The sequence below is a fragment of the Rhodococcus sp. IEGM1339 genome, from assembly GCF_050321925.1.
Classification (GTDB): Bacteria; Actinomycetota; Actinomycetes; order Mycobacteriales; family Mycobacteriaceae; genus Rhodococcus; species Rhodococcus pyridinivorans.
On record NZ_JBNQFT010000012.1, the window covers coordinates 45,540 to 70,000 of the forward strand.

General features: G+C 69.2%; 24 protein-coding genes. 12 read left to right on the forward strand and 12 right to left on the reverse strand.

Going from position 1 to position 24,461, the window contains the following annotated elements; all coding sequences use genetic code 11:
• Positions 1-859 precede the first annotated feature (859 nt).
• Both ACQR3U_RS13035 and malQ read right to left on the reverse strand, forming a co-directional pair.
• Positions 860-1,060 carry a hypothetical protein gene (locus ACQR3U_RS13035; protein ID WP_230810640.1) on the reverse strand — a complete coding sequence of 67 codons (201 nt, stop codon included), beginning with the start codon at positions 1,058-1,060 and terminating at the stop codon, positions 860-862.
• 229 nt (positions 1,061-1,289) lie between these two features.
• Entirely contained in the window at positions 1,290-3,413 is a 2,124-nt protein-coding gene (malQ, locus tag ACQR3U_RS13040) for a 4-alpha-glucanotransferase (RefSeq protein WP_230810639.1), read from the reverse strand.
• 61 nt (positions 3,414-3,474) lie between these two features.
• On the opposite strand from malQ, the gene ACQR3U_RS13045 reads away from it, so the two are divergent.
• Positions 3,475-4,005 carry an O-acetyl-ADP-ribose deacetylase gene (locus ACQR3U_RS13045; protein ID WP_006552898.1) on the forward strand — a complete coding sequence of 177 codons (531 nt, stop codon included), beginning with the start codon at positions 3,475-3,477 and terminating at the stop codon, positions 4,003-4,005.
• On the opposite strand, the gene ACQR3U_RS13050 is transcribed toward ACQR3U_RS13045, so the two are convergent.
• Positions 3,996-5,429: a T3SS (YopN, CesT) and YbjN peptide-binding chaperone 1 gene (locus ACQR3U_RS13050; protein ID WP_230810638.1), complete on the reverse strand. Its 1,434-nt coding sequence runs from the start codon at positions 5,427-5,429 to the stop codon at positions 3,996-3,998. The two genes, ACQR3U_RS13045 and ACQR3U_RS13050, sit on opposite strands and share 10 nt — an antisense overlap.
• Before the next feature lie 231 nt (positions 5,430-5,660).
• On the opposite strand from ACQR3U_RS13050, the gene ACQR3U_RS13055 reads away from it, so the two are divergent.
• The 3 genes from ACQR3U_RS13055 to ACQR3U_RS13065 are packed head-to-tail and all read left to right on the forward strand — an operon-like array spanning position 5,661 to position 7,725.
• The gene (locus tag ACQR3U_RS13055; protein ID WP_019288929.1) at positions 5,661-5,819 is read left to right on the forward strand and encodes a hypothetical protein; all 159 of its coding nucleotides are present in this window, start codon (positions 5,661-5,663) and stop codon (positions 5,817-5,819) included.
• Positions 5,816-7,390 carry an FAD-dependent oxidoreductase gene (locus ACQR3U_RS13060; RefSeq protein ID WP_039587765.1) on the forward strand — a complete coding sequence of 525 codons (1,575 nt, stop codon included), beginning with the start codon at positions 5,816-5,818 and terminating at the stop codon, positions 7,388-7,390. The genes ACQR3U_RS13055 and ACQR3U_RS13060 overlap by 4 nt, the downstream gene beginning before the upstream one ends.
• Positions 7,387-7,725 carry a 4Fe-4S dicluster domain-containing protein gene (locus ACQR3U_RS13065; protein WP_006552903.1) on the forward strand — a complete coding sequence of 113 codons (339 nt, stop codon included), beginning with the start codon at positions 7,387-7,389 and terminating at the stop codon, positions 7,723-7,725. Before ACQR3U_RS13060 ends, ACQR3U_RS13065 begins: the two co-directional genes overlap by 4 nt.
• A gap of 25 nt (positions 7,726-7,750) precedes the next feature.
• Here the strand turns inward: ACQR3U_RS13065 and ACQR3U_RS13070 are convergent, their stop codons facing one another.
• On the reverse strand, positions 7,751-8,785 hold the full coding sequence (locus ACQR3U_RS13070; RefSeq protein WP_019288931.1) for an alpha/beta hydrolase: 1,035 nt from the start codon (positions 8,783-8,785) through the stop codon (positions 7,751-7,753).
• Between the two features lie 341 nt (positions 8,786-9,126).
• On the opposite strand from ACQR3U_RS13070, the gene ACQR3U_RS13075 reads away from it, so the two are divergent.
• The 5 genes from ACQR3U_RS13075 (at position 9,127) to ACQR3U_RS13095 (ending at position 14,442) form a co-directional block, all read left to right on the forward strand.
• Complete coding sequence (locus tag ACQR3U_RS13075; RefSeq protein WP_228044996.1) at positions 9,127-9,441, forward strand: non-ribosomal peptide synthetase; 315 nt, start codon at positions 9,127-9,129, stop codon at positions 9,439-9,441.
• A gap of 93 nt (positions 9,442-9,534) precedes the next feature.
• Positions 9,535-11,073 (forward strand): carboxylesterase/lipase family protein, encoded by a 1,539-nt coding sequence (locus ACQR3U_RS13080; RefSeq protein WP_033098002.1) that lies wholly within the window; start codon positions 9,535-9,537, stop codon positions 11,071-11,073.
• A gap of 102 nt (positions 11,074-11,175) precedes the next feature.
• Positions 11,176-11,832 (forward strand): TetR/AcrR family transcriptional regulator, encoded by a 657-nt coding sequence (locus tag ACQR3U_RS13085; RefSeq protein ID WP_006552906.1) that lies wholly within the window; start codon positions 11,176-11,178, stop codon positions 11,830-11,832.
• Positions 11,833-11,842: 10 nt separating this feature from the next.
• A complete protein-coding gene (locus ACQR3U_RS13090) occupies positions 11,843-12,790 on the forward strand; it encodes an ABC transporter ATP-binding protein (RefSeq protein WP_230810637.1) in 948 nt (315 codons plus the stop codon).
• Positions 12,787-14,442 carry an ABC transporter permease gene (locus tag ACQR3U_RS13095; RefSeq protein ID WP_230810636.1) on the forward strand — a complete coding sequence of 552 codons (1,656 nt, stop codon included), beginning with the start codon at positions 12,787-12,789 and terminating at the stop codon, positions 14,440-14,442. Before ACQR3U_RS13090 ends, ACQR3U_RS13095 begins: the two co-directional genes overlap by 4 nt.
• A 4-nt stretch (positions 14,443-14,446) precedes the next feature.
• On the opposite strand, the gene ACQR3U_RS13100 is transcribed toward ACQR3U_RS13095, so the two are convergent.
• Genes ACQR3U_RS13100 through ACQR3U_RS13120 form a run of 5 tightly spaced genes read right to left on the reverse strand, consistent with a single transcriptional unit; the run spans position 14,447 to position 17,454 of the window.
• On the reverse strand, positions 14,447-14,737 hold the full coding sequence (locus tag ACQR3U_RS13100; protein WP_006552909.1) for a GNAT family N-acetyltransferase: 291 nt from the start codon (positions 14,735-14,737) through the stop codon (positions 14,447-14,449).
• On the reverse strand, positions 14,734-15,384 hold the full coding sequence (locus ACQR3U_RS13105) for a Type 1 glutamine amidotransferase-like domain-containing protein (RefSeq protein WP_230810635.1): 651 nt from the start codon (positions 15,382-15,384) through the stop codon (positions 14,734-14,736). Before ACQR3U_RS13105 ends, ACQR3U_RS13100 begins: the two co-directional genes overlap by 4 nt.
• A gap of 4 nt (positions 15,385-15,388) precedes the next feature.
• Positions 15,389-16,243 (reverse strand): maleylpyruvate isomerase family mycothiol-dependent enzyme, encoded by an 855-nt coding sequence (locus tag ACQR3U_RS13110; RefSeq protein ID WP_006552911.1) that lies wholly within the window; start codon positions 16,241-16,243, stop codon positions 15,389-15,391.
• Positions 16,240-16,680 carry an HIT family protein gene (locus ACQR3U_RS13115; RefSeq protein ID WP_230810634.1) on the reverse strand — a complete coding sequence of 147 codons (441 nt, stop codon included), beginning with the start codon at positions 16,678-16,680 and terminating at the stop codon, positions 16,240-16,242. The genes ACQR3U_RS13110 and ACQR3U_RS13115 overlap by 4 nt, the downstream gene beginning before the upstream one ends.
• 9 nt (positions 16,681-16,689) lie before the next feature.
• Positions 16,690-17,454, reverse strand: coding sequence for an SIR2 family NAD-dependent protein deacylase (locus tag ACQR3U_RS13120; RefSeq protein WP_230810633.1), 765 nt, complete (start codon positions 17,452-17,454; stop codon positions 16,690-16,692).
• Positions 17,455-18,084: 630 nt separating this feature from the next.
• Here ACQR3U_RS13120 and ACQR3U_RS13125 point away from each other — a divergent pair.
• From ACQR3U_RS13125 to ACQR3U_RS13135, 3 genes are read left to right on the forward strand one after another with little or no spacing between them, the layout of a single operon-like run.
• Complete coding sequence (locus ACQR3U_RS13125; protein ID WP_006552915.1) at positions 18,085-19,212, forward strand: Re/Si-specific NAD(P)(+) transhydrogenase subunit alpha; 1,128 nt, start codon at positions 18,085-18,087, stop codon at positions 19,210-19,212.
• Positions 19,213-19,542, forward strand: a complete 330-nt coding sequence (locus tag ACQR3U_RS13130) for an NAD(P) transhydrogenase subunit alpha (RefSeq protein ID WP_006552916.1) — start codon at positions 19,213-19,215, stop codon at positions 19,540-19,542.
• Positions 19,542-20,966, forward strand: coding sequence for an NAD(P)(+) transhydrogenase (Re/Si-specific) subunit beta (locus ACQR3U_RS13135; RefSeq protein ID WP_006552917.1), 1,425 nt, complete (start codon positions 19,542-19,544; stop codon positions 20,964-20,966). The genes ACQR3U_RS13130 and ACQR3U_RS13135 overlap by 1 nt, the downstream gene beginning before the upstream one ends.
• Positions 20,967-21,051: 85 nt before the next feature.
• Here the strand turns inward: ACQR3U_RS13135 and ACQR3U_RS13140 are convergent, their stop codons facing one another.
• Genes ACQR3U_RS13140 through pdhA form a run of 3 tightly spaced genes read right to left on the reverse strand, consistent with a single transcriptional unit; the run spans position 21,052 to position 24,458 of the window.
• Positions 21,052-22,371, reverse strand: coding sequence for a dihydrolipoamide acetyltransferase family protein (locus tag ACQR3U_RS13140; protein ID WP_230810632.1), 1,320 nt, complete (start codon positions 22,369-22,371; stop codon positions 21,052-21,054).
• A 9-nt stretch (positions 22,372-22,380) separates the two neighbouring features.
• A complete protein-coding gene (locus ACQR3U_RS13145) occupies positions 22,381-23,364 on the reverse strand; it encodes an alpha-ketoacid dehydrogenase subunit beta (RefSeq protein ID WP_230810631.1) in 984 nt (327 codons plus the stop codon).
• Positions 23,361-24,458, reverse strand: coding sequence for a pyruvate dehydrogenase (acetyl-transferring) E1 component subunit alpha (gene pdhA, locus ACQR3U_RS13150; protein ID WP_230810630.1), 1,098 nt, complete (start codon positions 24,456-24,458; stop codon positions 23,361-23,363). The genes ACQR3U_RS13145 and pdhA overlap by 4 nt, the downstream gene beginning before the upstream one ends.
• Positions 24,459-24,461: the final 3 nt, after the last annotated feature.

The following is a 24,461-nucleotide window of genomic DNA, read 5'->3' on the forward strand; positions in this document are numbered from 1 at the left end:
GGACGAGTGCGGTCCCACAGAGGCCGGGGGACGGGACGTCGACCGGGAACTTTTCCGGCGTCCGTCTCCGCTCGGTCGCAAGGTTGTCTGTGTGGCGGTGATAGTGGTCCGGGGCGGTTCATCTGGATAGGTTCCGGCATCGGTCGTCGCTCCCGAGTACTCCGTCCGAAGACGAAGAGGTCGAGTGTACAGCTCAGATCACGACGCAGCTCGGATGCGCCGTCCGAACTCGTCTCACATCAGCACTATCCGGATTCGCTGGCGCGAAGTCGCACCGTACCGACGCCGAAGGTCTTCCACAGCCGTAGCAGCGCACTGCGCAGGGTGGGGGAGATGACGCGGTGGTCGTGGTGCAGCCGCGGGTGCGGTGACCGCGGTCGGCGAGGGCGCCCGGTGTCTGCCAGGGTGATGGGGTTGAGGTCGGTGCGGGTGCGTAGCCGGTAGGCCACCGCGTGGTGGCCTGGAAGATCAGGTACTGCGCCGAGGTCGCCTGGTGCGCGCCGGTGACAGTCTTGGTGCGGATCTCGGCGACGTAGGTGTCGTAGAGCAACCACAGCTCGCCCCTTCGGAGTACGGGGTGATCACTTCGAAGCAGCGGGCGTCGGGGACGCCGGGCGGGCCGGCGGGGCTGACGACGGAGATGTCGTCGTTCTTGTCGCGGAGCTGCGCGACGACCTGGTCAAAGAGGGTTTCGGCGTGGTCGGTGGCGTCGGTGCGGTAGACGACTGAGGCACGGCACTTTTCGCATGCGTCGCTCGGGAAACTCTTGTCAGGAGCGGCGCGCGTTCGGCGACGTTGTTTCCGAGGGGCGCATCCCGCTATACCAAACGGGACCGACGACGCGGTCACTGATACGGTGTTACCGGCAGTGCGGCCCGGCCAAGGTGCATATCCACGCTCTGCTGATCTTCCAGATGCCGTGCTCGGCGACGAGTGGGACGACGGCGCTGTCGCCGGGCGCGACGGTGATGGCCTGCGCAACGCCGCCGGGGGCACCGGTGCCCACCACCGAGACAGCCGGAGCCTGTGCACCATCCGGTACGACAGTGGTGGCGCGCAATGTCGCCTCGCCTGTGCGCGCTACCTGCTGGACGGGATTGAGTGTGTAGTCGGGTCTTGGATTGGTCGATCTGGCGGCGACAGCATCAGCAACGAGCTCGGATATGTCATCAGAACCGCAGGTCAGCGCATCCTTGAGCTCGATCTACAGCTGTAGTACTAGGGGCGCGTACCCGAGCAGCGGCCGCCGATCCGGCATCCGGATCGACGGCCGCAGTGTTCGTGTGGTGTCACTCCACCGGTGAGGTGTCTCCGGAGACCGCCCGGGCCAGTCGCGCGAATCCGTCGTGGTCGACGAGATCCTCGACGAGCACGACCTTGCCGCGGGCATCGGCGAGCGGAACCCGCCAGTTCGGATACTCGTCGACGGTGCCCGGCTGGTTCTGGCTGCGACGCTCGCCGGTCACATCTGCCAGCGAAACGCCCAGCAGCGCAGACGGACTCGCCGCGATCAGCCGGTGCAGCGCCTCGACCTGGCGATCGACGTCGGTCTCGCCTTCGTCGAGCAGACCCCGTTCGACCGCGAGCGCCAGAACCGAGTCGCGTTCGGCCGCCGCATCGGTGAGTTCGGCGTCGAGGTCGCCTTCGAGCAGGCCGAGCTCCGACCGCAGCCGGATGTGGTCGCCCGCAAGGTATCCCGCGGTGGGCGCGAGGTCGTGTGTGGTCACCGAGGTCAGGCATAGGGTGCGGTAGGTTTCCGGCCCGCGTGGGGAGTCCTCGTCGCGTTCGAACCACAGGATCGACGTCCCGGCGATCCCCCGCTCGGCGAGATACTCCTGCACCCACTCCTCGAAGACCCCGAGGTCCTCACCAACGACCACGGCGCCGGCGCGATGCGCCTCGAGCGCCAGGATGCCGACGAGTGCCTCGTGGTCGCTGCGGACGTACGCGCCGTCGGCGGGCGACATCCCCTCCGGTACCCACCAGGTGCGGAACAGTCCCAGGATGTGATCGGCCCGGACACCACCCGCGTGCCGCAACGCCGAGCGCACCACATCGCGGAAGGGGATGTATCCCAGCTCCGCGAGACGATCCGGCCGCCACGGCGGCTGATTCCAGTTCTGGCCGTTGCGGTTGAAGTCGTCGGCGGGGGCGCCCACCGTGACGCCCGACGCCAGCGCGTCGCCCAGCGTCCAGGCGTCGGCGCCGTGCGGACCGACACCCACTGCGAGGTCGTGCAGGATTCCGATATCGGAACCTGCTGCAAGCGAAGCAGTCTGAGCGTTCGCGAGCTGCTCGTCGCACAACCACTGCAGCCGGCGGTGGAAGTCGATCCGCGAGGCCAGTCGCTCGCGCAACCGGGTGACCTTCGGGTCGTCGGGGCTCGGAGCGCGTGACGCCCACCGGTCGGCGCGGTCGCCGAACTTCTCGTACAGCGCGCACCACAGCGCGAAGTCGTCGAGCGCCTGCCCGCCCTCGGCGCAGAACGCCTCGTACCGTGCGCGGCGGGCCGGGCCGAGCGGCACCCGGTACACGCGCTCGAGGACGTCGAGTTTCGCGCGGAAAGTCGCGTCCCGGTCGAGACGCCGCGCCTTCCGGTTCGCCTTCGCCGCGCGCTGCGCGTGCTCGTCGAGTTCCTTGCGGTGTTTCGCGGGGAGGTAGGCCACCTCCGGGATATCCTCGATCCGCAGGTACAGCGGGTCGACGAAACGCCGCGACGACGGCAGATAGGGCGACGGTTCGTGCGGGGGCACGGGCTCGGCCGCGTGCACGGGGTTGATCAGGACGAAGTCGCCGCCGTAACCGGCCGTGATCGCCGCCAGATCGGCCAGGTCGGCGAAATCACCGATGCCCCACGACCTGCGGCTGCGTACCGAATAGATCTGGGCCGCAAGGCCCCAGCGCTTCTTCTCGAGCAGTCGGTCGGCGGTCGACAACCGGCGCGGGGTCACGACCAGGACCGCGGTGGTCTCGATGTCGTTGCTGCGGGCGTGCACGACATGCCAGCCGAGGGACAGCCGCGGAACGGCGAAGGTCGCGCGGCCCACGAGCCGGCCGTCGACCGTACGCGGGTCCACCCACACGTCGAGCTGCTCGACATCGACCTCCGCCCCGTCCTCGGCGACGACCCACACCGACACCGGGTCGCCGTGCGGCACATGCACCGGGAACGTCCGGTCGTCGCCCTCGACGACCACGAGCGCGGGCGGGAGCATGCAGCGCCACGGGCGGTCGTCGAAGTCGGCGAGCGATGCCACGACCTCGTCGTCCGTCCCGGCCGGGACGTCGAGCGCGGCGAGTACGCGCCGCAATGTCTCGTCGGAGACATCGTGGTCGTGTCCCCCCCATCCCGTGTAGGTGGTGGTGATGCCGTGCTTTCCGGCCAGTTCGCGCAGCTTCGCCGAGGACGTCACGGTCCTGAATCATGCCAGCAAAACGACTCGGGGGCAGCGTGCGGAACATAGGGTCGGCAGGGTGACCGCTCTCGACATCGCGCACGGCGACATCACCACCATCGCGGTGGATGCGATCGTCAACGCCGCGAACTCCTCCCTGCTCGGTGGCGGGGGAGTGGACGGTGCGATCCACCGGGCCGGAGGCCCGGAGATCCTCGCGGCCTGCCGCGAACTCCGCGCGACCTCGCTACCCGACGGACTCGAACCGGGCCGTGCAGTGGCGACAACCGCGGGGCGTCTCCCGGCGCGATGGGTGATCCACACCGTGGGCCCGGTGTGGTCGGCGCACGAGGACCGATCCGGGATCCTGCGTTCGGCGTACCACAACAGTCTGCTCGTCGCGCACGATCTCGGTGCCCGTACGGTGTCGTTCCCGCTCGTCTCGGCCGGCGTCTACGGCTGGCCGCTCGACGACGCCGCCCTGCAGGCCGTCACCACCATCCGGGAGACACAGACGGGCGTGGAGACCGTCGTACTCGTCGGCTTCGACAACGCCGCTGTCGACGCGCTCCGTCGCGCCGTGTCCCGGGCGGGATCGGCTCAGGAGTAATCGCCGAAGCCGTCGAAGAGGGTCGGTTCGTCGGGGTTGTCGAACAGTGCGGGCTGCTCGGGCGCCGACTCACGGCCGGCGCTCGACTTCGACGCGCGTGAGCCGGCCGAATCGGTGCCCTCGCCCTGTTCGAGGAACTGCAGGGCCTCCGCGAGCGAGCGGCTCGTCGCCTCCCATTCGAGTGCCCGCGCCCGTGCCTCGCGAGCACCGTCGGTGTTGAGCGCCGCCTCGCGGGTCTGCGACTCGCCGTCCCACCACACCTGCAGTTCGGTGCTGATGGTGAGGAACCGCCGCAACTGCTCGGGATTGCGATCGCCGATCGCCGCGACGGTGCTCGCGGCGACATCGGTCGCGCCGTCGAGATGGAAGTCGCGCACCGCGAGCAGGGCCACCGGCAGATCGTCCTCGGCGTCGGGTAACTGCGAGACGTCGCCCCAGGGCGGATCGGCCGCACCACCCGTCGCCCCGTCGAATCCCTGATCGCGCAGCAGCGAGCCACCGATATGGGTGGCGAACGAACTGTCGACGGTGTCGAGGAACCGAGTGATGGTCTCGAGCGATCCGAGCAGGTGCGCCGGAGCGAACGGCGCGGCCGGAACGTGGTCGACGATCGCGAGGCGGTCGTCGACCAGCACGAACTTCAGGTGCGGCCACCGGCGGTTGAGGTCGACGCAGATCTCGGCGGCCCGCGTGCGTCCGGTGATGGAATGGACGATCGGTGCGAACAGGTCGACGGTGCCGCCTCCGGGGCCGACACCGACGAACACCAGGACCCCGGCGATCCGCAGGACGAGATCGCCGTCCTCGTCCCAGGCGGGCAGATCGTCGATCCGCTCGTGCAGGGTGGATTCGATCAGTTCGCGCACGTGGTCGTCGCCGCTGGGGACGACCGCGAGCGGCACCTCCGGGGCCTGCGTGCGACCGGCCTGCGGCGTCTCGGGCACGAGGAACGAGGTGAGCTCGGCGACCGAGCGCTCCGTCCCGAATGTCTCGGCCCGCAGGAAGAGGGGATGGGGAACGCCCCACACCGAGCGCAGGGCACGCACGGCGATGACGGCGAGCTGATCGGCCCAGCTGCCCGGACGATCGATCCAGAACGCCGGGGATCCGTCGTCCTCCGGATCGTCCGGTCCGCGGGAGGGCGCCTTCAGCCCGAGTTCGAGGAGCATCTGCTCGTCGACCGGCGTGAGGTGCCGGTCGGGGGCGAGGTGGGCGTTGGACGGGACCTCGCAGCGGACGAGCCGGTCTCCCCACGCGTAGAACTGCACGCACGGCCCCGCCGGGCCGCCGGCCTCGTCGGTGAAGGGTTCGAGGACCAGGCCGTCGCCGTCGCTCATGGCCGCGACATGGTCGGCCAGGCGCGTGCGGAACTCGCGCCAGGCCGCATCGACGTCCTGGTCGAACCGGGTCTGCGCGTCGGCCATGATCGGACCCCCTTCTCTGTGCGGTCGAGCCGAGAGAAAGACTAGTCGCCGGTACCGACAGGCATTCCTCCGCTCGGTCGCACGAGCGACAGCTCGCCGGAGCGCACGGTGCGCGGTCGCCGGCGGCCCGCGCGAGCGCACGGTTCTCGGCCGCCGACGGCCCGCCGGAGTGTTCCGATCCCGGCGAGCGAAACCGTGTCGATCCGTCCGGAGATGGTCGACCATCGACGCATGATCGACGCCATCATCCGTCTCGTCCGGACGCTGCCGGCCCGCATCCCCGCAGTACAGTCGGCAGATCCGTTCGTGGAGATCGTCGCCATATCGGCCGGGGTAGCCGAATGCACCGCAGATGCCGTGGCGGACTACGCGATCCGCGTGTCGATATGACCGTCAGCGACGGGACGGAGATCGACACCGACGTCCTCGTGCTGGGTGGGGGACCGGCCGGTACCTGGGCGGCGCTCGCGGCCGCCCGGGCCGGGAGTCGCGTGGTCCTCGCCGACAAGGGCTACTGCGGGACGAGCGGCCCGACCGCGTCCGGCGGCAACAACCTCTGGTACCTGCCGCCCGGACCCGAGCGCGCCGCGGCCGTCGACCGCCGCCACATCGAAGGGGGACTGCTCTCCGATCCCGCCTGGATGCACCGGGTGCTCGACGAGACCTATCGACGCGTCGACGACCTCGCCGTCCACGGCCGTTATCCCTTCGGCGTGGACCCGGAGACCGGACGTCGCCGGGGCAGCAGCTTGCAGGGACCCGAGTACATGCGGCGGATGCGCCGCCTCGTCCACCGCGCCGGCGTGCGCATCCTGGATCAGTCGCCCGCCCTGCAGCTGCTCGTCGACACCGACGGTGCGGTGGCCGGCGCGACCGGTGTCCACCGCCGGCAGGGGTACGAGCCGTGGACGGCGCGTGCCGGTGCGGTCGTCCTCGCCACGGGAGGCTGTGCCTTCCTCTCCGGCAGCTTCGGTACCGACGTCGACACCGGCGACGGTCACCTCATGGCCGCCGAGGCCGGTGCCGAGTTCTCCGGGATGGAGTTCTCCTCGGCCTACGCGCTCGCGCCTTCCTGGAGTGGGCACACGAAGGGACTGTTCATGCAGTTCGCGACGTTCTACGACGACGCCCGTGTGCGGCTCGGCGACGACCGCGCGACCGCCATGCGGTACCTGCTCGACGGTATCCCGGTCCACGCCCGTCTCGACCGGGCACATCCCGACCACCGCGAAGCGATGCGTCGTTCCCAGCCCAACTACTTCCTGCCTCTGGACAAGGCCGGGATCGACCCGTTCACCGAGATGTACCCGGTGCGGGCGGTCCTCGAGGGAACGGTGCGCGGTACCGGTGGCCTACGGATCATCGGGACGGACTGCAGCACGACGGTCCCTGGTCTGTTCGCCGCCGGCGACGTCGCCACGCGCGAGCTGATCACCGGGGGCCGCAGCGGTGGAGGCAGTCACAACGGGGCCTGGGCGATGTCGTCGGGTTCGTGGTCCGGTGCGGCCGCCGCAGAGTTCGCCCGGAACCGCGGTGTCCCGGACGTGGCGAGACCGATCGGCGGGGTCGGCCTCGAGGGTGACCCGGACCGCGCCGCGACCCGCGCGATCATCGGCCTGGTGCAGGAGCACACGCTCCCGCTCCGACGTAGTTTCCGGCGGACGGCCCGCAGTCTCGAGGACAGCATCGCCGCACTCGACGACGCGTGGACCGCGGCGCCCGTCGTGCTCGGCGGACGAGGGCGGGAGCTGGTACGAGCCCGGTCCGGTGCCGCGCTCCTCGCCGTCGCCCGGTGGGTGAGCCGCACCGCCCTCGCGCGTACGGAGACGAGGGGCATGCACGTGCGCACCGACCACCCGGACACCGACCCCGACCTGCAGTACCGCCTCGTGACGAGCGGTCTGGACCGCGTGGACGTCCGTGCCGAAGGACACCTCGTGCGACGAGGAGCGAACCGATGATCGAGGTGATCGTCGCGGAGCGGTGCATCTCGTGCGACATCTGCATCGCGGTGTGCCCGACCGACGTCTTCGAGCGTGCACCCGACGGGCTTCCCGTTGTCGCGCACCAGGAGGACTGCCAGACCTGCTTCATGTGCGAGGTCAACTGCCCCGCCGACGCTCTCTACGTCGCACCCTATTCGGCTGCGGTGAGCGAGGATTCGCCACACCGGGACGTCGATGCGCTCACGGAGTCCGGTGCGCTCGGGCGCTACCGCGCCGTCGTCGGATGGGGTCGGGGACGACGAGCCGGTGCCCGTGAGGACCGCAACGACCTGTTCACGGGCCGGGCCTGAGGGCAGCGGCACCCGGGGAGCGGGTTCACCGCAGTTCACGCACGAAGCGGCCGATCTCGGCGATCGCGCGGCCGCTCTCCGGGACGACCCCCGCCGCGGCCTGGAAGGCGTGCACCTGTTTCTCCCACACCTGGAGTTCGGCGGAGACCCCGGCGAGTTGCAGTCGCCGGGCCATCAGCTCGGCGTCGACGTAGGTCATCTCCTCGGATCCGGTCTGGATGAGTGCGGGAGGCATCTCCGACAGATCGAGATCGACGGGGGAGGCGACCGGTTCGGCGCCTTCGCCGCCGAGGCGTTCGGCGCGTTCGACGAGGGTGGGCAGCACAGCGACGGCGCGTCGCGGGAAGACGGCACACCGGTGCGAGTTGGGATGGTCGAGTTTGCCCCGCGGGTCGAGATCGGTGAGGGGCGACAGCGCGACGGTGCCGGCCGGGCGGCCGATGCCGAGTCGTACGGCTTCGTGGGCGACGGCGAAGGTGAGGAAGCCGCCGGCGGAATCCCCGGCGATCACGACACGCTCGGCCGGGTGGCCGTGCGCCACGAGCCAGCGCAATCCGTCGAGGCCGTCCTCGACCGCGCGCCGGATCGGATGGCGGGGCAGCATGCGGTAACCGACGGCCAGGACCGGCGCGCCGGTGGTGGCGGAGATGCGGGAGACCAGATGGCGGTGCGTGGTGAGGCCGCAGCACAGGAACGCGCCGCCGTGCAGGTACAGGACGGCGGTGCCGTCCATACCGACCTGCGCGGCGGTGCCGTCCATATCGACCTGCGCGGCCGGGAGTGCGGCACCCGGCGCCCAGAGCAGTTCCGCCGGGCACATCGGTAGGTCGACTCGCCGGCGGTGTGTGCCGGGCACGGGCACGAGAGGGAACGCGAGGTGGTCTATCGCCGACGCCGGCCAGGGGAGGGTCGGGGCGTACGACCATGCCTCGATGAACGGCCGCACGGTACGGCGCACCGAGAAGGACAAGGCACGGGACCGAGTGCTCACCCCCGCGAACTCGCGCGTGGTCGCGTGGTGCGCGGGCAGAGGGAGCAACTCGGTGCGGGCGACGCTCATGACCAGCACCTCCTCGGTCTGCCCGGAGTCGTGGTCGGACCCGGTCGGGGTGGCTGCACGAACTTCGGATTTACGAGGATACGCCCGTTCATCCAGGTCGCGAGGGTTTGCTGAGCAATCGTTGTGGTCCTGGTCTCAGAGTGACGATTCCGGGCGGAGGCGGGTTCTCGGCGATGTACCTTCTGTCAGGTACCGGCAGTGCAAAAAGTTTTCCGGACCTTCTACACATCCCGTACTTTTCGGGCCACACTGACTGTATGTTTCGACTGCGGCGCGCGGCCCGGCGTCGCTCCTGGGGGACGAACGAAGGCGAGATGTTGCGTAAATTCGACGTTGCAAGCATGAGTGCCGACGAGATCACCGCGGCGGACCTGCCCCGGATGGTGGCGGACGCCGCGGCATGCGAGCCCGACCGGATCGCCGTGGCGCACGGCATGGACACCACCACCTACGCCCGCTTGCACGATGAGGTCGTCAAGCTCGATGCGGCCATGGGGATCCTGCTGGGACAGGCCTCGCTCGTGCCCATCGCGCTCGCCACCGTCTTCCCGGCGCTGGCCGACTCGGCGCGCGGCGACCTGCGCAACGTGCTCGACGCACTCGTGATCGACCTCGTCGACTGCGTGGCCCCCGCGCCTCTTTCCGCGGCCGGCTGACGAACCGCCCGGTATCCACCATCATTGAATCGGTAGGTCGACGAACGAAGTGATCGGTGCTGCACGACAGTACCGGTTCGGGTGGGAGGTCACATGGACGACGACACGCTCACCGTCGCCTGCAAGTACGGCGAAGTCCGGGGGTATCGCGACGGCGAGGTCTACGTCTGGAAGGGCATCCCGTACGCGGCCCCGACCGGTTCCCGGCGGTTTCGGGCGCCGCTACCGCCCGAACCGTGGGACGGCGTCCTCGACGGTGCACGGTTCGGACCGATAGCTCCGCAGAGCCGACAGAGCCCGATCGGGATCGACCCCGAGATGACGTTGAGCGAGGACTGTCTCTCGCTCAACATCTGGGCGCCGTCGCCCGACGGACGCCGACGCCCCGTCATGGTCTGGATCCACGGTGGCGCCTACGTGCTCGGTTACTCCGGTCAGAAGATCTACGACGGCCGAAACCTGTGCGAGAGCGGCGATGTCGTGATCGTCACGATCAACTACCGGCTCGGCGCGCTCGGCTTCCTCGACCTGTCGTCCTTCTCCACGCCCGGGACCACCTTCGAATCCAACGTCGGCCTCCGGGACCAGATCGCCGCCCTCGAATGGGTGCGCGACTGCATCGCCGACTTCGGTGGCGATCCGGACTGCGTGACGCTCTTCGGCGAATCGTCGGGTGCGGGGTCGATCACCACGCTCATGACGGTCCCGAGGGCCAAGGGCCTCTTCCATCGTGCGATCGCCCAGTCGCCGCCCGCCACCTCGGTGTACGGCAGCGACCGTGCCGCGACCGTTGCACAGCGCTTCCTCGAGATCCTCGACCTGTCGCCGTCCCGGGCCGCCGAACTACTCACGATGTCGACCGACACGCTGGTCGAGGCGTCGGAGGTGCTCGTCGCCGAGACTCCGACGAAGGTGCCGGGGACGCTCGCCATGACACCGGTCGTCGACCGCGGCCTGGTGCCGAAATATCCGGTCGCGGCCTTCCAGAAGGGGCTGTCGCACCGGATCCCGCTGATCATCGGCTCGAACAAGGACGAGCCGTCCATCTTCCGCTTCATGAAGTCCCCGCTGATGCCCGTCGACGACACGGCGGTGCAGGCCATGTTGGCGGCGTTGGCCGACGACCGGACGGATCTGCCTGCCGAGCGACTCGCCGAGATCGTCGCGGCGTATCCCGACCTGCCCAAACCCATCGGGGCGATGGCGCTCTCGCGCGACGCCGGTTTCCGCATGCCGGTGCTGTGGGTCGCCGAAGCGCACAGCGCGCATTCGCCGACCTGGGTGTACCGCTTCGACCACGCCACCCCGATGCTCAAGGCCGCCCGGATCGGAGCCGGGCACGCGACCGAATTGCCATATGTCTTCGGAAATTTCGGCACTCTCGGCCGGGATCCGTCCTTCTGGCTCGGCGGCCGCAAGGCCGCCGGTGAGGTCTCCGGTCGTGTGCAGCGGCGCTGGTTCGCGTTCGCGCACCACGGTGTGCCGGCGGCACTGGACGGTTCGAAGCACTGGCCGCAGTACGAGGCGGAGGAACGCTCGACCCTGCTCATCGACTCCACGGACAGGGTCGAGTCGGATCCGGACGGCGAGATGCGCCGGGTCTGGGGTACCGAGGTCATGGCCTTCACCTGAGCGCGCCCGCGCACCGGTGCGGCACGTGCTCCGATGGCACATGCCGTGAGATGACACATACGGTGCGTTGATCGGGTTGAACACGTGTGCAATCCTTGAAACGTGCATTCAACCGCCGCCGGTGACGACCTCACCACCCGTGCACGGATCCGCGACGCTGCCATCCGCTGCATCGCCGCGTACGGGGTCGGCGTGCCGCTGCGGACCATCGCCGCCGAGTGCGGCGTCAGCGCCTCGCTGATCGTGCACCATTTCGGATCCCGCGCCGGATTGAAGGAACACTGCGACCGGTACGTGCTCGACGGGATCCGGCAGGCGAAGAGTGCCGTCCTCGACCCGAAGGTCGGACCGGCCGCGCTGAACGACCAGATGGAACACATCGAGAACTACGCGACCACGGTCGCCTACCTCTTCCGCACCCTCCGGACCGGCGGCGCCCCCGCCGCCGACTTCCTCGACCGGCTCGTCGCCGACACCGAGGCCTATCTCGAGGAGGCTGTGGCCGCCGGAACCGTGCGGCCCAGCCGGTTCCCCTCCGAACGAGCACGTGCCCTCATCTCGTTCAGCGTCGGCGCCGTGCTCATGGACCTTCCCGGTCCCGACGAATACCTCGACCTCGAAACCTTTCCTGCCAGGCTACGCGCCTACACCGAACGCCTCGCGCTGCCGATGCTCGAGCTCTACACCGAGCCGTTGCTGACGGACTCGACCCTTCTCGACGCCTGTCTGGCAGCGCGTGAGGCACCCCCCGACTCCTGACGGAGGAAAGATGGACACCCCTCTCATCGAAATCCGCGACATCGTCAAGACATTCGGAACCACCAGAGCTCTCGACGGGTTCTCGATGACCGTCGAACGCGGCACCGTCGCGGGATTCCTCGGACCGAACGGCGCCGGCAAGTCCACGGCGATCCGCGTGCTGCTCGGAATGCTGCGTGCCGATTCCGGCACCGCCCGTGTCCTCGGATTCGACCCGTGGACCGACGCCGTCGCGATCCACCGCCGACTCGCGTACGTGCCCGGCGACACGAATCTGTGGCCCACCCTCACCGGGGGCGAGATCATCGACGTCCTCACCCGCATCCGCGGGGGAGAGGCGCGCACGCGTCGTCGCGCCGAACTCCTCGAACGGTTCGAACTCGACCCGACGAAGAAGGCCCGCACCTACTCGAAAGGCAACCGGCAGAAGGTCGCACTCGTCGCCGCCCTCGCATCGGACGCCGAGCTCTACCTGCTCGACGAACCCACTTCGGGTCTCGACCCGCTCATGGAGGCGGTCTTCACCGACGAGGTGCGAAGGCTCCGCGACCGCGGCGCGACCGTGCTGCTGTCCAGCCACATCCTCGCCGAGGTCGAGAAGCTCTGCGACACGGTGACGATCATCCGGGCCGGACGCGACGTCGAGACCGGCACCCTCGCACAACTGCGGCACCTGACCCGCTCGTCCGTGCGGGCCACGACCACCGCCCCTGCCGAGCGACTGGCCGGGCTCTCCGGAGTCCACGACCTCTCCACCGACGACGGCAGGCTCGCGTTCGACGTCGACAACACCGCCCTCGCACCGGTCCTGCAGGAACTCGCCGGACTCGGCGTCGAGAACCTCACCATCACACCCCCGTCACTCGAAGAGCTGTTCATGCGGCACTACGGCGACACCTTCGACACCGGTGACGGGAACGGTGCCGGTGCTGGTGCCGTGGAGGAGGTGTCCTCATGATGACCACGACGACACCGACAGCAGTGCCGACCCCGAGCGGTACCTCCGCGACGTCCGCGGCACCGTTCACCGGGCTCGGCACACTGCTGCGGTTCTACCTGCGGTTGGACCGCGTGCGGATCACCGTCTGGACCCTCGCGCTCGCCCTCACGGTGTGGTCGACCGTCCTCAGCCTGGCCGCGGTCTATCCCGACGAGGCCTCCCGGCAGGCCCGCGCGGCCCTGCTGGAGAATCCGGCAGCCGTGCTCATGACGGGACCGGCCTACGGGATCGACAACTACACGCTCGGGGCGATGACTGCGAACGAGCTGAGTCTGACCGTCTTCGTCGCGACGGCGATCATGAGCATCCTGCTCGTCGTCAGGCATACCCGAGCGCAGGAGGAATCCGGCCGGCTCGAACTCCTGCGGGCTCTGCCCGTCGGGGCCTACGCCCCGCCGGCGGCCGCCCTGCTGTTGGTCTCGGTCGCGAATCTCGTGGTGGGTACCGGCATCACCGTCGCGCTCATCGCCGGCGGGCTCGATGTCGTCGGCTCGATCGCCTTCGGTGTGGCCTCCGCCGTCACCGGGGTGCTCTTCGGCGCAGTCGCCGCGGTGACCGCCCAGTTCGGCGAGCACTCCCGCTCGGCCACGGGCACCGCGCTCGCAGTGCTCGCCGCGGCCTTCTTCGTCCGCGGAGCCGGCGACATCATCGAGGCCACCGGGTCGTGGCTGTCGTGGCTCTCGCCGATCGCCTGGGCCCAGCAGACCCGGCTCTACGTCGACGAGCGGTGGTGGCCGCTGCTGTTGTCCGTCGCCACGACGGTCGTGCTGCTCACCGTCGCCGTTGCGCTGTCGCGGCGCCGCGACCTCGGAGCCGGTCTACGGGCGCCGAAACCAGGCCCCGCCGAGGCCGATTCCGCGTTGCTCGGTTCGGTGGGGTTGATCCGGCGCCTGCTGCGCGGAGCGTTCGTGGGATGGCTGACGGGACTGGTGCTGTTCGGTGTCGCGATGGGCGCCCTCGCCAGTTCCGTGGAGGATCTCATCGACGAGATGCCTCAGGTGCTGGACATGGTCGGCGTGGATCCCGACGCCCTCACCGCCTCCTTCGCCGGGATGATGCTGATGTTCCTCGCCCTCGGCGCCACCGCCTTCGGTGTGTCCGCGGTGGTGCGAATGCGCAGCGAGGAGGACGGCGGACGGTCCGGTCTCGTGATCATCACCGGAACCGGGCGCAGCGCGTGGCTGTCCGCGGCACTCGGTGTGATCGTCGTCCAGACGGTCGTGGCGCTGCTCGTCTCCGGCGCCGCGACCGGACTGGGGGTCGCATTCGCGGTGGGCGACTGGGCGTGGGTGCTGCGGATGATCGCGGCGTCCCTGGCCTACGCGCCGGCGGCGATCCTCGTCGTCGCCGTGGCGTTCGCGCTGCTGGGCTGCGTGCCGCGCGCGACCGGGCTGGTGTGGGTGCTGGTCGTGTGGACGGTGTTCGTCGCGTGGCTCGGCGAGATGCTCGACCTACCCGACGAACTCGTCGCACTGTCGCCGTTCTCGCACATCCCGCTGGTGCCCGCAGAGAACGCGACGGCGATGCCGCTGATCATCCAGGCGGTCGCGGCGGTGCTGCTCGTCGCAGCGGCGATCGTGGGTTTCCGCCGCCGCGACGTGCAGGTGTGACGGATCAGTTGCGGTATTCGGGATGTTCGGAGACGAACTTCTCGACGTACGAGCAGGACGTACCGATCTTCAGTCCCTGCTTCTTGGTCTCGTCGAGGGCGTGCTTCACCACGATCCCGGCGAGACCCTTGCCGCGGAACTGCGGGTCGGTGACGGTGTGGTCGAAGTCCCGCAGGTCGCCGTGCTGCGTGTAGTCGGCGTAGGCCGCGAGGTCGTCGCCGAGATAGAGCGCGAAGCGGGCCTTGTCGGCGTCGTGCTCGATCCGGGGTTCGGTGCCGTCGATGTTCTGCGTCATGATGTCACCGTACTCGGGGCGTGCTCTGGAGGAGTGTCGACGACGATCGCGTCGTCGTCGGTCAACGCCACGTGCTCGACGCCGTGCTCGCGCAGGTAGCGCAGGGTCTGCCGTATCCCGTCGTCGGCCAGCATCGAGTCACCGGCGTGCGGCACGATCGCGTGCTCGACCCAGCCGAGTCCGTCCCACACCACCGGGACACCGCAGGTCGCGGCGACCTCGTCGGGGTCGTCGGAGAACTCGATGCCGCGCAGCGACGGTGTCGCGACACAGGCCCCGGCGCTGTATCCCCCGTACACGAGACGGTTGCTGCGCACCAGATCCGTGAGCACGGCGTCGCCTCCACTGCGGGCCAATTGCGCTCGCAGGACGAAGGTGTTGCCGCCGCGCACCCACACGGACGTGCAGCCCGACAGTCGCTGCCGCAGCGAGTCGGGATCGTCGAGGTGATCGCGCAGATCCACCTCCTCCGGAGCGAAGCCGAGCGACCGCAGCGGGCCCATCTCGCTCGTGACCGCCGCCGCGCGGGCGGAGGCCGGCCACGCGTCGGCGGCGTTCGCGATCACCGCGATCCGGCCCGGCGCCACCAGACGGACGAAGGTGTCCGGGTCGGCGCCGAACCGGTAGGAGGACAGGAACAGCCGCACGACGTCAGATCGTGAACGCGAGGTTGTCGACGATGCGGCGCCCGACCTCGGTGTCGCCGCCGAGGGTGATCTCGTCGATTCGGTCCTCGGCGCGCACGCGTCCTCCGGCGAGCCGAACGAACAGTCCCGAGTCCATCGCGATCGTCGTGGTGGCCGGTTCGGAGAGGGCCGGGACCTCGGTGGCCCGTCCGTGCACCTCGACGTGGACGGTGCGTGCGAGGGGACCGGAGAGTTCGATCGTGATGCGTGCTCCCTCGGGGGCCTTGCCGCGCTTGCCCACAATGAACGGAACCGCACCGAAGACCTCCGCGGATCCGAGTTCGGCACGCGGGCCGCCCTCGCTGCCCGTCCTGCCGAGAGCGTCGCAGATGTCGAGTTCGTGGAGCCAGCAGTCGAACACGCGGATCCGCATGAAGCGTCCGTAGGGCGCCGGCCCGACGGGAGTGTTCGACTGCTTCCCGAAGTCCGCCTGGGTCATCGCGCCGAGTTGCTCCGTGCGTAGGGCGACGATCTCCCGGTAGCGCTCGAGCACGTCCGGGCCGGGAACGGGACGCAGCGACTCCACCCACAGCTCGTTGAAGGCCGCGATGTCGTTGCGGACGTGGTCGAACGAGCGCACGTCGCGTTCGATGCGCGGCGCTTCGATGCCCGCGAGCATCGACTCGGTGCCGATGAGATGCGCAGTGATGTCCTTGACCGTCCATCCCGGTAGGCAGGTGGCGGTGGTCCACTCGTCCTCGGTCGGTCCCGAGAGCAGATCGTCGAGCACGGCGAACTGCTCGAGCAGCAGCGGCCGGATCGTGTCGATCGGGAACTCGGCAGCGGAGGTATCGGGGGTGGTGTCGGGCTGCGATGTCACTGGTGCTCCTCGGCGGTGAGACGTTCGAGACCGGCGCGGATGAGTGCCGCGGTGGTCTCGGGGTCGTGGGGTCGACGGCGGACCAGACCGATACCCATCCGGACACGGTCGCCGCCCCAGCGGGGCAGGACGTGCAGGTGGGTGTGGAAGACGGTCTGGAAGGCTGCCCGTCCGTCGTTCAGGACGAGATTGGTTCCGTCGGTGGCGAGTTCGGAACGGGTCATCGCCCGGGCGATCCGCTGTCCGGCGCGGAAGACGGCCGCGCCCGACGCCGGATCGAGGTCCTCGAGGCGTGCGGCGTGCACGCGCGGGATCACGAGGGTGTGCCCGCGCGCGATCGGCCGGATGTCGAGGAAGGCCACGACCTCGTCGTCCTCGTACACCCGTGTCGCCGTACCGCTGCCGTCGGCTATGGCGCAGAACACACAGGAACTCACCGGGTCACCTTAACGCGGTGTGTCGGTCCCGATCCTCAGCGCGTCGACGAGGGCGGGAAGACCCACGGCGGCCGTGGTGCGCCAGGCGTGGTCGACCTGGTCGCTCAGATCGGTCTCGCGCGGATCGATCTGCACCACCGGTACGCCGTGACTGCGCGCGAGCGACGGCAGGCCGGCCGCCGGGTGGACGACACCCGAGGTGCCGACGACCAGCAGCAGGTCGGCATCGCGCAGGGACTCGGTCGCGGTCTCCCACGGTTCCTGCGGCAACATCTCGCCGAACCACACGACGCCCGGCCGCCCGTCGCCTCCGCATGCGGGGCACGGCGGCGGATCGAGACGGGCGACGGGATCCTCCGGCGGATCGGGGAGGTCGACGGCACGCTCGCACCGACTGCACCGCGGGGCGAACAGGCTCCCGTGCAGATGGGTGACCTCGGGGCTTCCGGCCCGCTCGTGGAGGTCGTCGACGTTCTGCGTCACGATCTGCACGTGGGCCGCCCGTGCCAAGTCGGTGAGGGCCCGGTGTCCGGCATTGGGCTGTACACGCCGGACGAGCGCGACCCGCCACTGATACCAGGCCCAGACCGTCGCGGGATCGTCCGCCCACGCCGCTGGTGTGGCGAGGGCAGTGGCGTCGAAGTTCTCCCACAGTCCGGTCTGCGCATCGCGGAAGGTGGGGACACCGCTCTCGGCGGACATCCCGGCACCGGTGAGGACGGCGACGCGGCGGGCCGAGCGGGCGAGGTCGAGGACGGGTTCCGGCACGTTCATGGGGCCAGGTTAGGTGCTCGGGTCAGGAGGGATCCGGGATCGAGTGCTCCCTGCCGCATCGCGGGCACGGTTCCTCCTCGGAGGTGAGCATCGCCCCGCAGTCGGGGCAGAGGAGATGGAGCCAGCAGACCGGGTCGCCGCCGAGGTCCTCGGTGCTGTCGTTCGCGGGGTCCTTCCGAGGTTCGTGTGTCACGGACGCCCCCCTACGCGGGCTGCCGGACGAGCGCAAAGGCCGGGTCCGGTGACCGAGTATCTGAATCGATTCCGAAGTGTTCTGAATCGGTACACACCGCCGTTCGGTACACACGGAACGAATCTGTTTGCACTCCGCCTTCTTTCGCATCGGGGGCCGCTCCCGGGCCGTTTCCGGGACCGATTCCGATCGTCCTGCACGGTCTTGCTCACCGGAGGAAAATGGCATTTGTGAGGTGAGCTGCCTCACAAACTTGCGCCGTCTTGCTGTTCGGACTCGATTCAGATGATCTGACCAGGTTGCGAGGTCACGGGAGGGCACGGTAGGTCTGCTTAAGCCTTTCAGTGCATGACAGGCCGTCACATGGCCTTCGATAACGCATCTTTCGCCGCCGATCGCGGCACGACGCGCACTTTCATCGACGCAGGAGTCAAGAATTGAGTACCGAAGGATCGAACACGGGGAGCGGAGCGCACCGCCGTCCGACCGTCGGCGTGGTTCGTGAGACGAACGACGGGGAACGGCGGGTCGCGCTCGTGCCGAAGATCGTGCCCTCCTTGATCGGCAAGGGTCTCGACGTCGTCGTCGAGTCCGGTGCCGGCCAGGGCGCGCTGATTCCGGATGCGGCCTACAAGGAAGCCGGCGCGACCGTCGGCGACGCCTGGTCCGCCGACATCGTCGTCAAGGTCGCTCCGCCGAGCGACGCCGAGATCGCCCACCTGAAGTCCGGCCAGCGCCTGATCGGCTTCCTCGCCCCGCGCAACGCAGACAACCAGATCGGCGCCCTCACGCAGGCCGGAGTCGAGGCGTATGCCGTCGAGGCCATTCCGCGTATCTCCCGCGCGCAGGTCATGGATGCCCTGTCGTCGCAGGCGAACGTCGCCGGCTACAAGGCCGTGCTGGTCGCGGCGAGCGAATCCACCCGCTTCTTCCCGATGCTCACCACCGCCGCCGGCACCGTGAAGCCGGCGACCGTGCTGGTGCTCGGGGTGGGCGTGGCGGGTCTGCAGGCGCTGGCCACGGCGAAGCGTCTCGGTGGCCGCACCACCGGTTACGACGTGCGTCCCGAGGTCGCCGACCAGGTCCGGTCGGTCGGTGCCCAGTGGCTCGACCTCGGCATCGACGCCGCGGGTGAGGGCGGCTACGCACGCGAGCTCACCGAGGCCGAGCGGGCCCAGCAGCAGCAGGCGCTCGAAGACGCCATCAAGGGCTTCGACGTCGTCATCACCACAGCGCTCGTGCCGGGCCGCCCGGCGCCGCGCCTGGTGACCGCCGCCGCGGTCGAGGGGATGAAGCCGGGTTCGGTCATCGTCGACCTCGCCGGCGAGACCGGCGGCAACTGCGAACTCACCGAGCCGGGGCAGACCGTCGTCAAGCACGACGTCACCATCTGCTCGCCGCTCAACCTGCCCGCGACGATGCCGGAGCATGCCTCCGAGCTCTACTCGAAGAACGTGTACGCGCTGATCGAGCTGCTCCTCGACGAGTCGGGTGCCCTGGCCCCGGACTTCTCCGACGAGATCCTCGAGGCCGCCTGCGTGACGCGTTCGAAGGAGAACTCCTAGATGTACAACGAACTACTCGCGAACATCGCGATTCTGGTCCTGGCCGGATTCGTCGGTTTCGCCGTCATCTCCAAGGTGCCGAACACGCTGCACACGCCGCTGATGTCGGGCACCAACGCGATCCACGGCATCGTCGTGCTCGGCGCTCTCGTCGTGCTCGGTCATCTCCCCGGTGATGCCCACTGGGGCATCAAGATCATCCTGTTCGTCGCTCTGGTCTTCGGCACCCTGAACGTCGTCGGTGGCTTCGTCGTCACCGACCGCATGCTCGGGATGTTCAAGCAGCGCAAGGACTCCCCGGCTGCACAGAAGAAGGGGGCTGACGCCTGATGGGCTACCTCGTCTCGGTCCTGTACATCATCGCCTTCGCGATGTTCATCTACGGTCTGTCGGGTCTGACGGGCCCGAAGACCGCAGTCCGCGGCAACTACATCGCCGCCGTCGGTATGTTCATCGCGGTCGTCGCGGTGCTCATCGACATCCGTGACACGGAGAACTGGGGTCTGATCATCGGCGGTCTGGCCGTCGGCATCATCCTCGGCGTCCCGCCGGCACTGAAGACCAAGATGACGGCAATGCCGCAGCTGGTCGCGCTGTTCAACGGCGTCGGTGGTGGCACCGTCGCACTCATCGCGTGGGCCGAATATCTCGAGTCCACCAGCTTCACGACGTTGGACGACGACCCGACCGTGGTCATGATCGTCGGTTCACTGTTCGCCGCGATCATCGGCTCGATCTCGTTCTGGGGTTCGCTCGTCGCCTTCGCGAAGCTGCAGGAACTGCTGAACAAGACTCTCGAGCGCAAGCTCGTCGCGTCGGCGAAGCTGTTCCAGCTGGCCAACATCGTCCTCGTCCTCGCGTCGATCGCCATCGCCGTCTACATCGGCATCAGCGCCGACGGTGACCCGCTGGCCTCGTGGTGGATCCTGGCGCTGCTCATTGCCGCCGGTCTGATGGGTCTGTTCGTCGTGCTGCCGATCGGTGGCGCCGACATGCCGGTCGTCATCTCGCTGCTCAACGCCCTGACGGGTCTGTCGGCAGCAGCTGCCGGTCTCGCGCTGAACAACCAGGCCATGATCGTCGCGGGCATGATCGTCGGTGCTTCGGGCACGATCCTGACCAACCTCATGGCCAAGGCCATGAACCGGTCGATCCCCGCGATCGTCTTCGGCGCCTTCGGTGGCGGCGAGGCGGCGGCCGGTGTGGCCTCGGCGTCGGGTGGCACGGTCAAGGCCACCTCGGCCTCGGACGCCGCCATCCAGATGGCGTACGCCAACCAGGTCATCGTCGTCCCCGGCTACGGTCTGGCCGTCGCCCAGGCGCAGCACGCCGTCAAGGAGATGGCGGCGCTGCTCGAGGACCGCGGTGTCGAGGTCAAGTACGCGATCCACCCGGTCGCCGGTCGTATGCCCGGCCACATGAACGTCCTGCTCGCCGAGGCCGACGTCGAATACGACGCGATGAAGGAGATGGACGACATCAACGGCGAGTTCGGCCGCACCGATGTCACCATCGTCATCGGCGCGAACGACGTCACCAACCCGGCTGCCCGCCTGGACTCGACGAGCCCGATCTACGGCATGCCGATCCTCAACGTCGACCAGTCGAAGTCGGTCATCGTGCTCAAGCGCTCGATGAGCTCCGGTTACGCCGGTATCGACAACCCGCTGTTCACCGCCGACAACACGTCGATGCTGTTCGGTGACGCGAAGAAGATGGTCTCGGAGGTCACCGAGGAACTGAAGGCCCTGTAGGCCTTCCGGACCTGTCGCTGCTCCGTCACGGCGCCCACGCGGATCACCGCGTGGGCGCCGTCGGCGTCAGGGCGGCCGCACCCACCTACCTGTCGGCGAGCAGCATGGGCACGGGATCGCCGAGGAACGCGCCGATCGTCGCGAGTGCCCGTCCCGCCTGCTCCCCGTCGACGAGCCGATGGTCGAACGACAGCGACAGCGTGACCACCTTCCGGATCGCGAGAGCACCGTCCACGACCCACGGGCGGTCGGAGATCGCGCCGACGGCGAGGATCGCCGACTCGCCGGGATTGAGGATCGGTGTTCCCCCGTCCACCCCGAACACCCCGACGTTCGTCACCGAGACCGTCGAACCCGTCAGCTCGGGCGGCGTGGAGCGGCCCGTCCGCGCGCGGTCGGCGACCTCGGCGATCGACCGGGCCAGGCGCGGCAACGACAGGCGCTGGGCCTCCCGGACCACGGGAACCTTCAGGCCGTCCGAGGTCGCAGTGGCGATCCCGAGATGCGCGTCGTGGTGGAGCACGATCTCGCCCGTGTCGTCGTCCCAATGCGCATTGAGCGACGGCTCGTCGGCGATCGCGTGCAACAGCGCGCGGGAGACGATGCTCAGCGCCGTCGGACGGACGCCTTCGAAGGCCGGCGACGCGCGCAGGGTCGACACCAGGTCGACGGTGGCGGTCGCGTCGCACGTGAGGAAGACGCTCGCGTGCGGGGCGGTGAAGGCGCTGCGGGAGACTGCCTCGGCGGTCCGCTTGCGCACCCCTCCGACGGGTATCCGTGTGGTCCGTTCGGGGGACGCCTCAGGGGCGGGTGAGTGTGGTCGTTCGGCGGTGGGTTCTTCGCCGTGGCCTGCGGTAGGTTCGTCGCCGTGTCCGGCGGTGCGCCGCACGTCGTCGCGCGTGATCACACCGCCGCGGCCGGTGCCCGTCACCGTGTCCAGATCGACCTCGAGGAGAGCCGCGAGTTTGCGTGCGCCGGGCTTCGCGTCGGGTCGTGCGGGAGGGGGATCACCGTCGCGGGCACGACCGGCGTCCGCCGAGGCACGGCGGGTCGCACGTCTGCTCTGCGGGGCGTCGCCGGGTCCGTATCCGACGAGCACCGACGGTCGGGACGGGCCGCCGCTGTCACCGGCCGGCTCGGCGGGTCCGTCCTCGGTGGCGATCCGCAGCAGGGGTGCCCCGACCGGCACCGTCTGTCCCGGCTCGACCAGCAGTTCCTCGACCGTGCCGCCATAGGGCGACGGCAGTTCCACCGTGGCCTTGGCGGTTTCGACCTCCCCGATGACCTGGTTGAGTTCGACACGATCGCCGACCGCGACGGCCCAGTGCACCCAGTCCGCATCGGTGAGTCCCTCACCGAGATCGGGGAGACGGAATTCTTGTACTGCGCGGGCGGGATTCGTCATCGGTGCGCCTCACGCCGCGAGTGCGCGGTCGACCGCGTCGAGGATGCGATCCGGGTCGGGGCGGTGGTGGGATTCGAGTTTGGCCGGGGGGTAGGGGATGTCGAATCCGCCGACCCGCAGGACCGGTGCCTCGAGTTGGTAGAAGCACCGCTCGGTCGTGCGGGCGGCGATCTCCGCGCCGATGCCGCAGAAGACCGGCGCCTCCTGCACGACGACGAGCCGGCCGGTTCGCCGCACCGACGCCTCGATCGTGTCGAAGTCGATGGGGGACAGCGACCTCAGATCGACGACCTCGAGCGAATGTCCTTCCGCTTCGGCGATGTCGGCTGCGCGTAGCGCGGTAGCGACCAGCGCACCGAAGGTCACGATCGTCGCGTCCGAACCGGACCGGACGACCCGCGCGGACGTGAGCGGCAGGTCGGGTGCGGTCTCCGTGTCGATCTCACCGCGTTCCCAGTAGCAGTGCTTCGGTTCGAGGAAGATCACCGGGTCGTCGAGCGCGACGGCCTGCTGGATCATCGAGTACGCATCAGATGGGGTACTCGGGCTCACGACCCGCAGACCCGCGGTGTGGGTGAAGTACACCTCCGGTGATTCCGAATGATGTTCGACCGCACCGATGCCGCCACCGTAGGGGATCCGGACGGTGAGCGGGGCCACCACGGCACCGGCCGTGCGGTAGTGGATCTTCGCGACCTGCGAGACGATCTGGTCGAAGGCCGGATAGACGAAGCCGTCGAACTGGATCTCGCACACGGGTCGGTAGCCGCGCAGCGCCATCCCGAACGCCGTTCCCACGATCCCGGATTCGGCGAGGGGAGTGTCGATCACACGACCTTCACCGAAATCCTTCTGCAGGGTGTCGGTGATGCGGAAGACGCCGCCGAGGGTGCCGACGTCTTCACCCATGATGACGACCTTGGGGTCGCGTTCGAGTGCGCGGCGGAGTCCGGCGTTGAGGGCACCGCCGAGGGTCATCGTCGTGGTGGTCATCGTCGCGCCTCCTCCGTGGGGCCGAAACTCGCCAGATACTCGGCGTAGTCCGCGCGTTCCTGTTCGACGAGCGGATGCTCGGTGGCGTAGACGTGGTCGAACAGGGCGGCGGGTTCGGGGTCGGGCATCCCGAGCGTGCCGCGCCGGAGCCGCATCGCGGCATCGTCGGCAGTGGTCCGGACCTCGTCGAAGAAGTCGTCGTCGGCGTGCCCTTCGCGTTCGAGCAGTCGTCGCAACCGATCGATGGGGTCGCGTGCCTGCCACTCCTCGAGATCGGCGGGTGTGCGGTAGCGGGTGGGGTCGTCGGAGGTCGTGTGCGGGCCCATGCGGTAGGTGAGTGCCTCGATGAAGAACGGACCGGCACCCTCGCGGGCATGCCGGACGGCACGCCGGGTCACCGCCAGGACTGCGAGGACGTCGTTGCCGTCGACCTGCACGGCCGGCATCCCGAATCCGGCGGCGCGCCGGGCGAGGGGGACCGGACTCTGCACGTGGGTGGGCACACTGATCGCCCAGTGGTTGTTCTGGCAGATGAACACCACGCCGACACCCCAGCTGACCGAGAAGACCATGGCCTCCGCGAGGTCGCCCTGGCTCGTGGCGCCGTCGCCGAAGTACACGACGGTGGCGATCTCGGCTCCGTCGAGCTTCGCGCCCATCGCGTAACCGGTGGCGTGCAGGCCCTGGGCTCCGACGACGATGGCTGGGTTGGTGGTGGCGACCGTCTGCGGATCCCATCCGGACAGTCCGCACCCACGCCACAGGCGGGTCATGTCGGCGGGGTCGACGCCGCGGCACAACGCGACGGCGTGCTCGCGGTAGCTGGTGAAGACGTAGTCGTCGGGCGCGAGTGCCCGGGCGGAGCCGACCTGCGCGGCCTCCTGGCCCTGGAGCGGCGCCCAGAGGCCGAGCTCACCCTGCCGTTGGAGCGCCGTGGCTTCCGCGTCGACGCGTCGCGCGACGACCATGTCGCGGTAGAGCCCGCGCAGTTCGTCGGGGCCGACGTCGGCTACGAGTGGGCCGTACCCGGTGTCGAGGACGCGTCGCCCGTCGGGTTGGATCAACTGGACCGGATAGACGGTCGGTACAACCATCGG

Excerpts from the sequence above, each read along its gene's own strand:
- ACQR3U_RS13120 (WP_230810633.1), bottom strand. The coding sequence starts at position 17,454 with ATGAACGTGCCGGAACCCGTCCTCGACCTCGCCCGCTCGGCCCGCCGC.
- ACQR3U_RS13145 (WP_230810631.1), bottom strand. The coding sequence starts at position 23,364 with ATGACCACCACGACGATGACCCTCGGCGGTGCCCTCAACGCCGGACTC.
- ACQR3U_RS13090 (WP_230810637.1), top strand. The coding sequence starts at position 11,843 with ATGGACACCCCTCTCATCGAAATCCGCGACATCGTCAAGACATTCGGA.
- ACQR3U_RS13135 (WP_006552917.1), top strand. The coding sequence starts at position 19,542 with ATGGGCTACCTCGTCTCGGTCCTGTACATCATCGCCTTCGCGATGTTC.
- ACQR3U_RS13130 (WP_006552916.1), top strand. The coding sequence starts at position 19,213 with ATGTACAACGAACTACTCGCGAACATCGCGATTCTGGTCCTGGCCGGA.
- ACQR3U_RS13055 (WP_019288929.1), top strand. The coding sequence starts at position 5,661 with ATGATCGACGCCATCATCCGTCTCGTCCGGACGCTGCCGGCCCGCATC.
- ACQR3U_RS13095 (WP_230810636.1), top strand. The coding sequence starts at position 12,787 with ATGATGACCACGACGACACCGACAGCAGTGCCGACCCCGAGCGGTACC.
- ACQR3U_RS13065 (WP_006552903.1), top strand. The coding sequence starts at position 7,387 with ATGATCGAGGTGATCGTCGCGGAGCGGTGCATCTCGTGCGACATCTGC.
- ACQR3U_RS13100 (WP_006552909.1), bottom strand. The coding sequence starts at position 14,737 with ATGACGCAGAACATCGACGGCACCGAACCCCGGATCGAGCACGACGCC.
- ACQR3U_RS13070 (WP_019288931.1), bottom strand. The coding sequence starts at position 8,785 with ATGAGCGTCGCCCGCACCGAGTTGCTCCCTCTGCCCGCGCACCACGCG.
- ACQR3U_RS13140 (WP_230810632.1), bottom strand. The coding sequence starts at position 22,371 with ATGACGAATCCCGCCCGCGCAGTACAAGAATTCCGTCTCCCCGATCTC.
- ACQR3U_RS13075 (WP_228044996.1), top strand. The coding sequence starts at position 9,127 with ATGAGTGCCGACGAGATCACCGCGGCGGACCTGCCCCGGATGGTGGCG.
- pdhA (WP_230810630.1), bottom strand. The coding sequence starts at position 24,458 with ATGGTTGTACCGACCGTCTATCCGGTCCAGTTGATCCAACCCGACGGG.
- ACQR3U_RS13060 (WP_039587765.1), top strand. The coding sequence starts at position 5,816 with ATGACCGTCAGCGACGGGACGGAGATCGACACCGACGTCCTCGTGCTG.
- ACQR3U_RS13050 (WP_230810638.1), bottom strand. The coding sequence starts at position 5,429 with ATGGCCGACGCGCAGACCCGGTTCGACCAGGACGTCGATGCGGCCTGG.
- ACQR3U_RS13080 (WP_033098002.1), top strand. The coding sequence starts at position 9,535 with ATGGACGACGACACGCTCACCGTCGCCTGCAAGTACGGCGAAGTCCGG.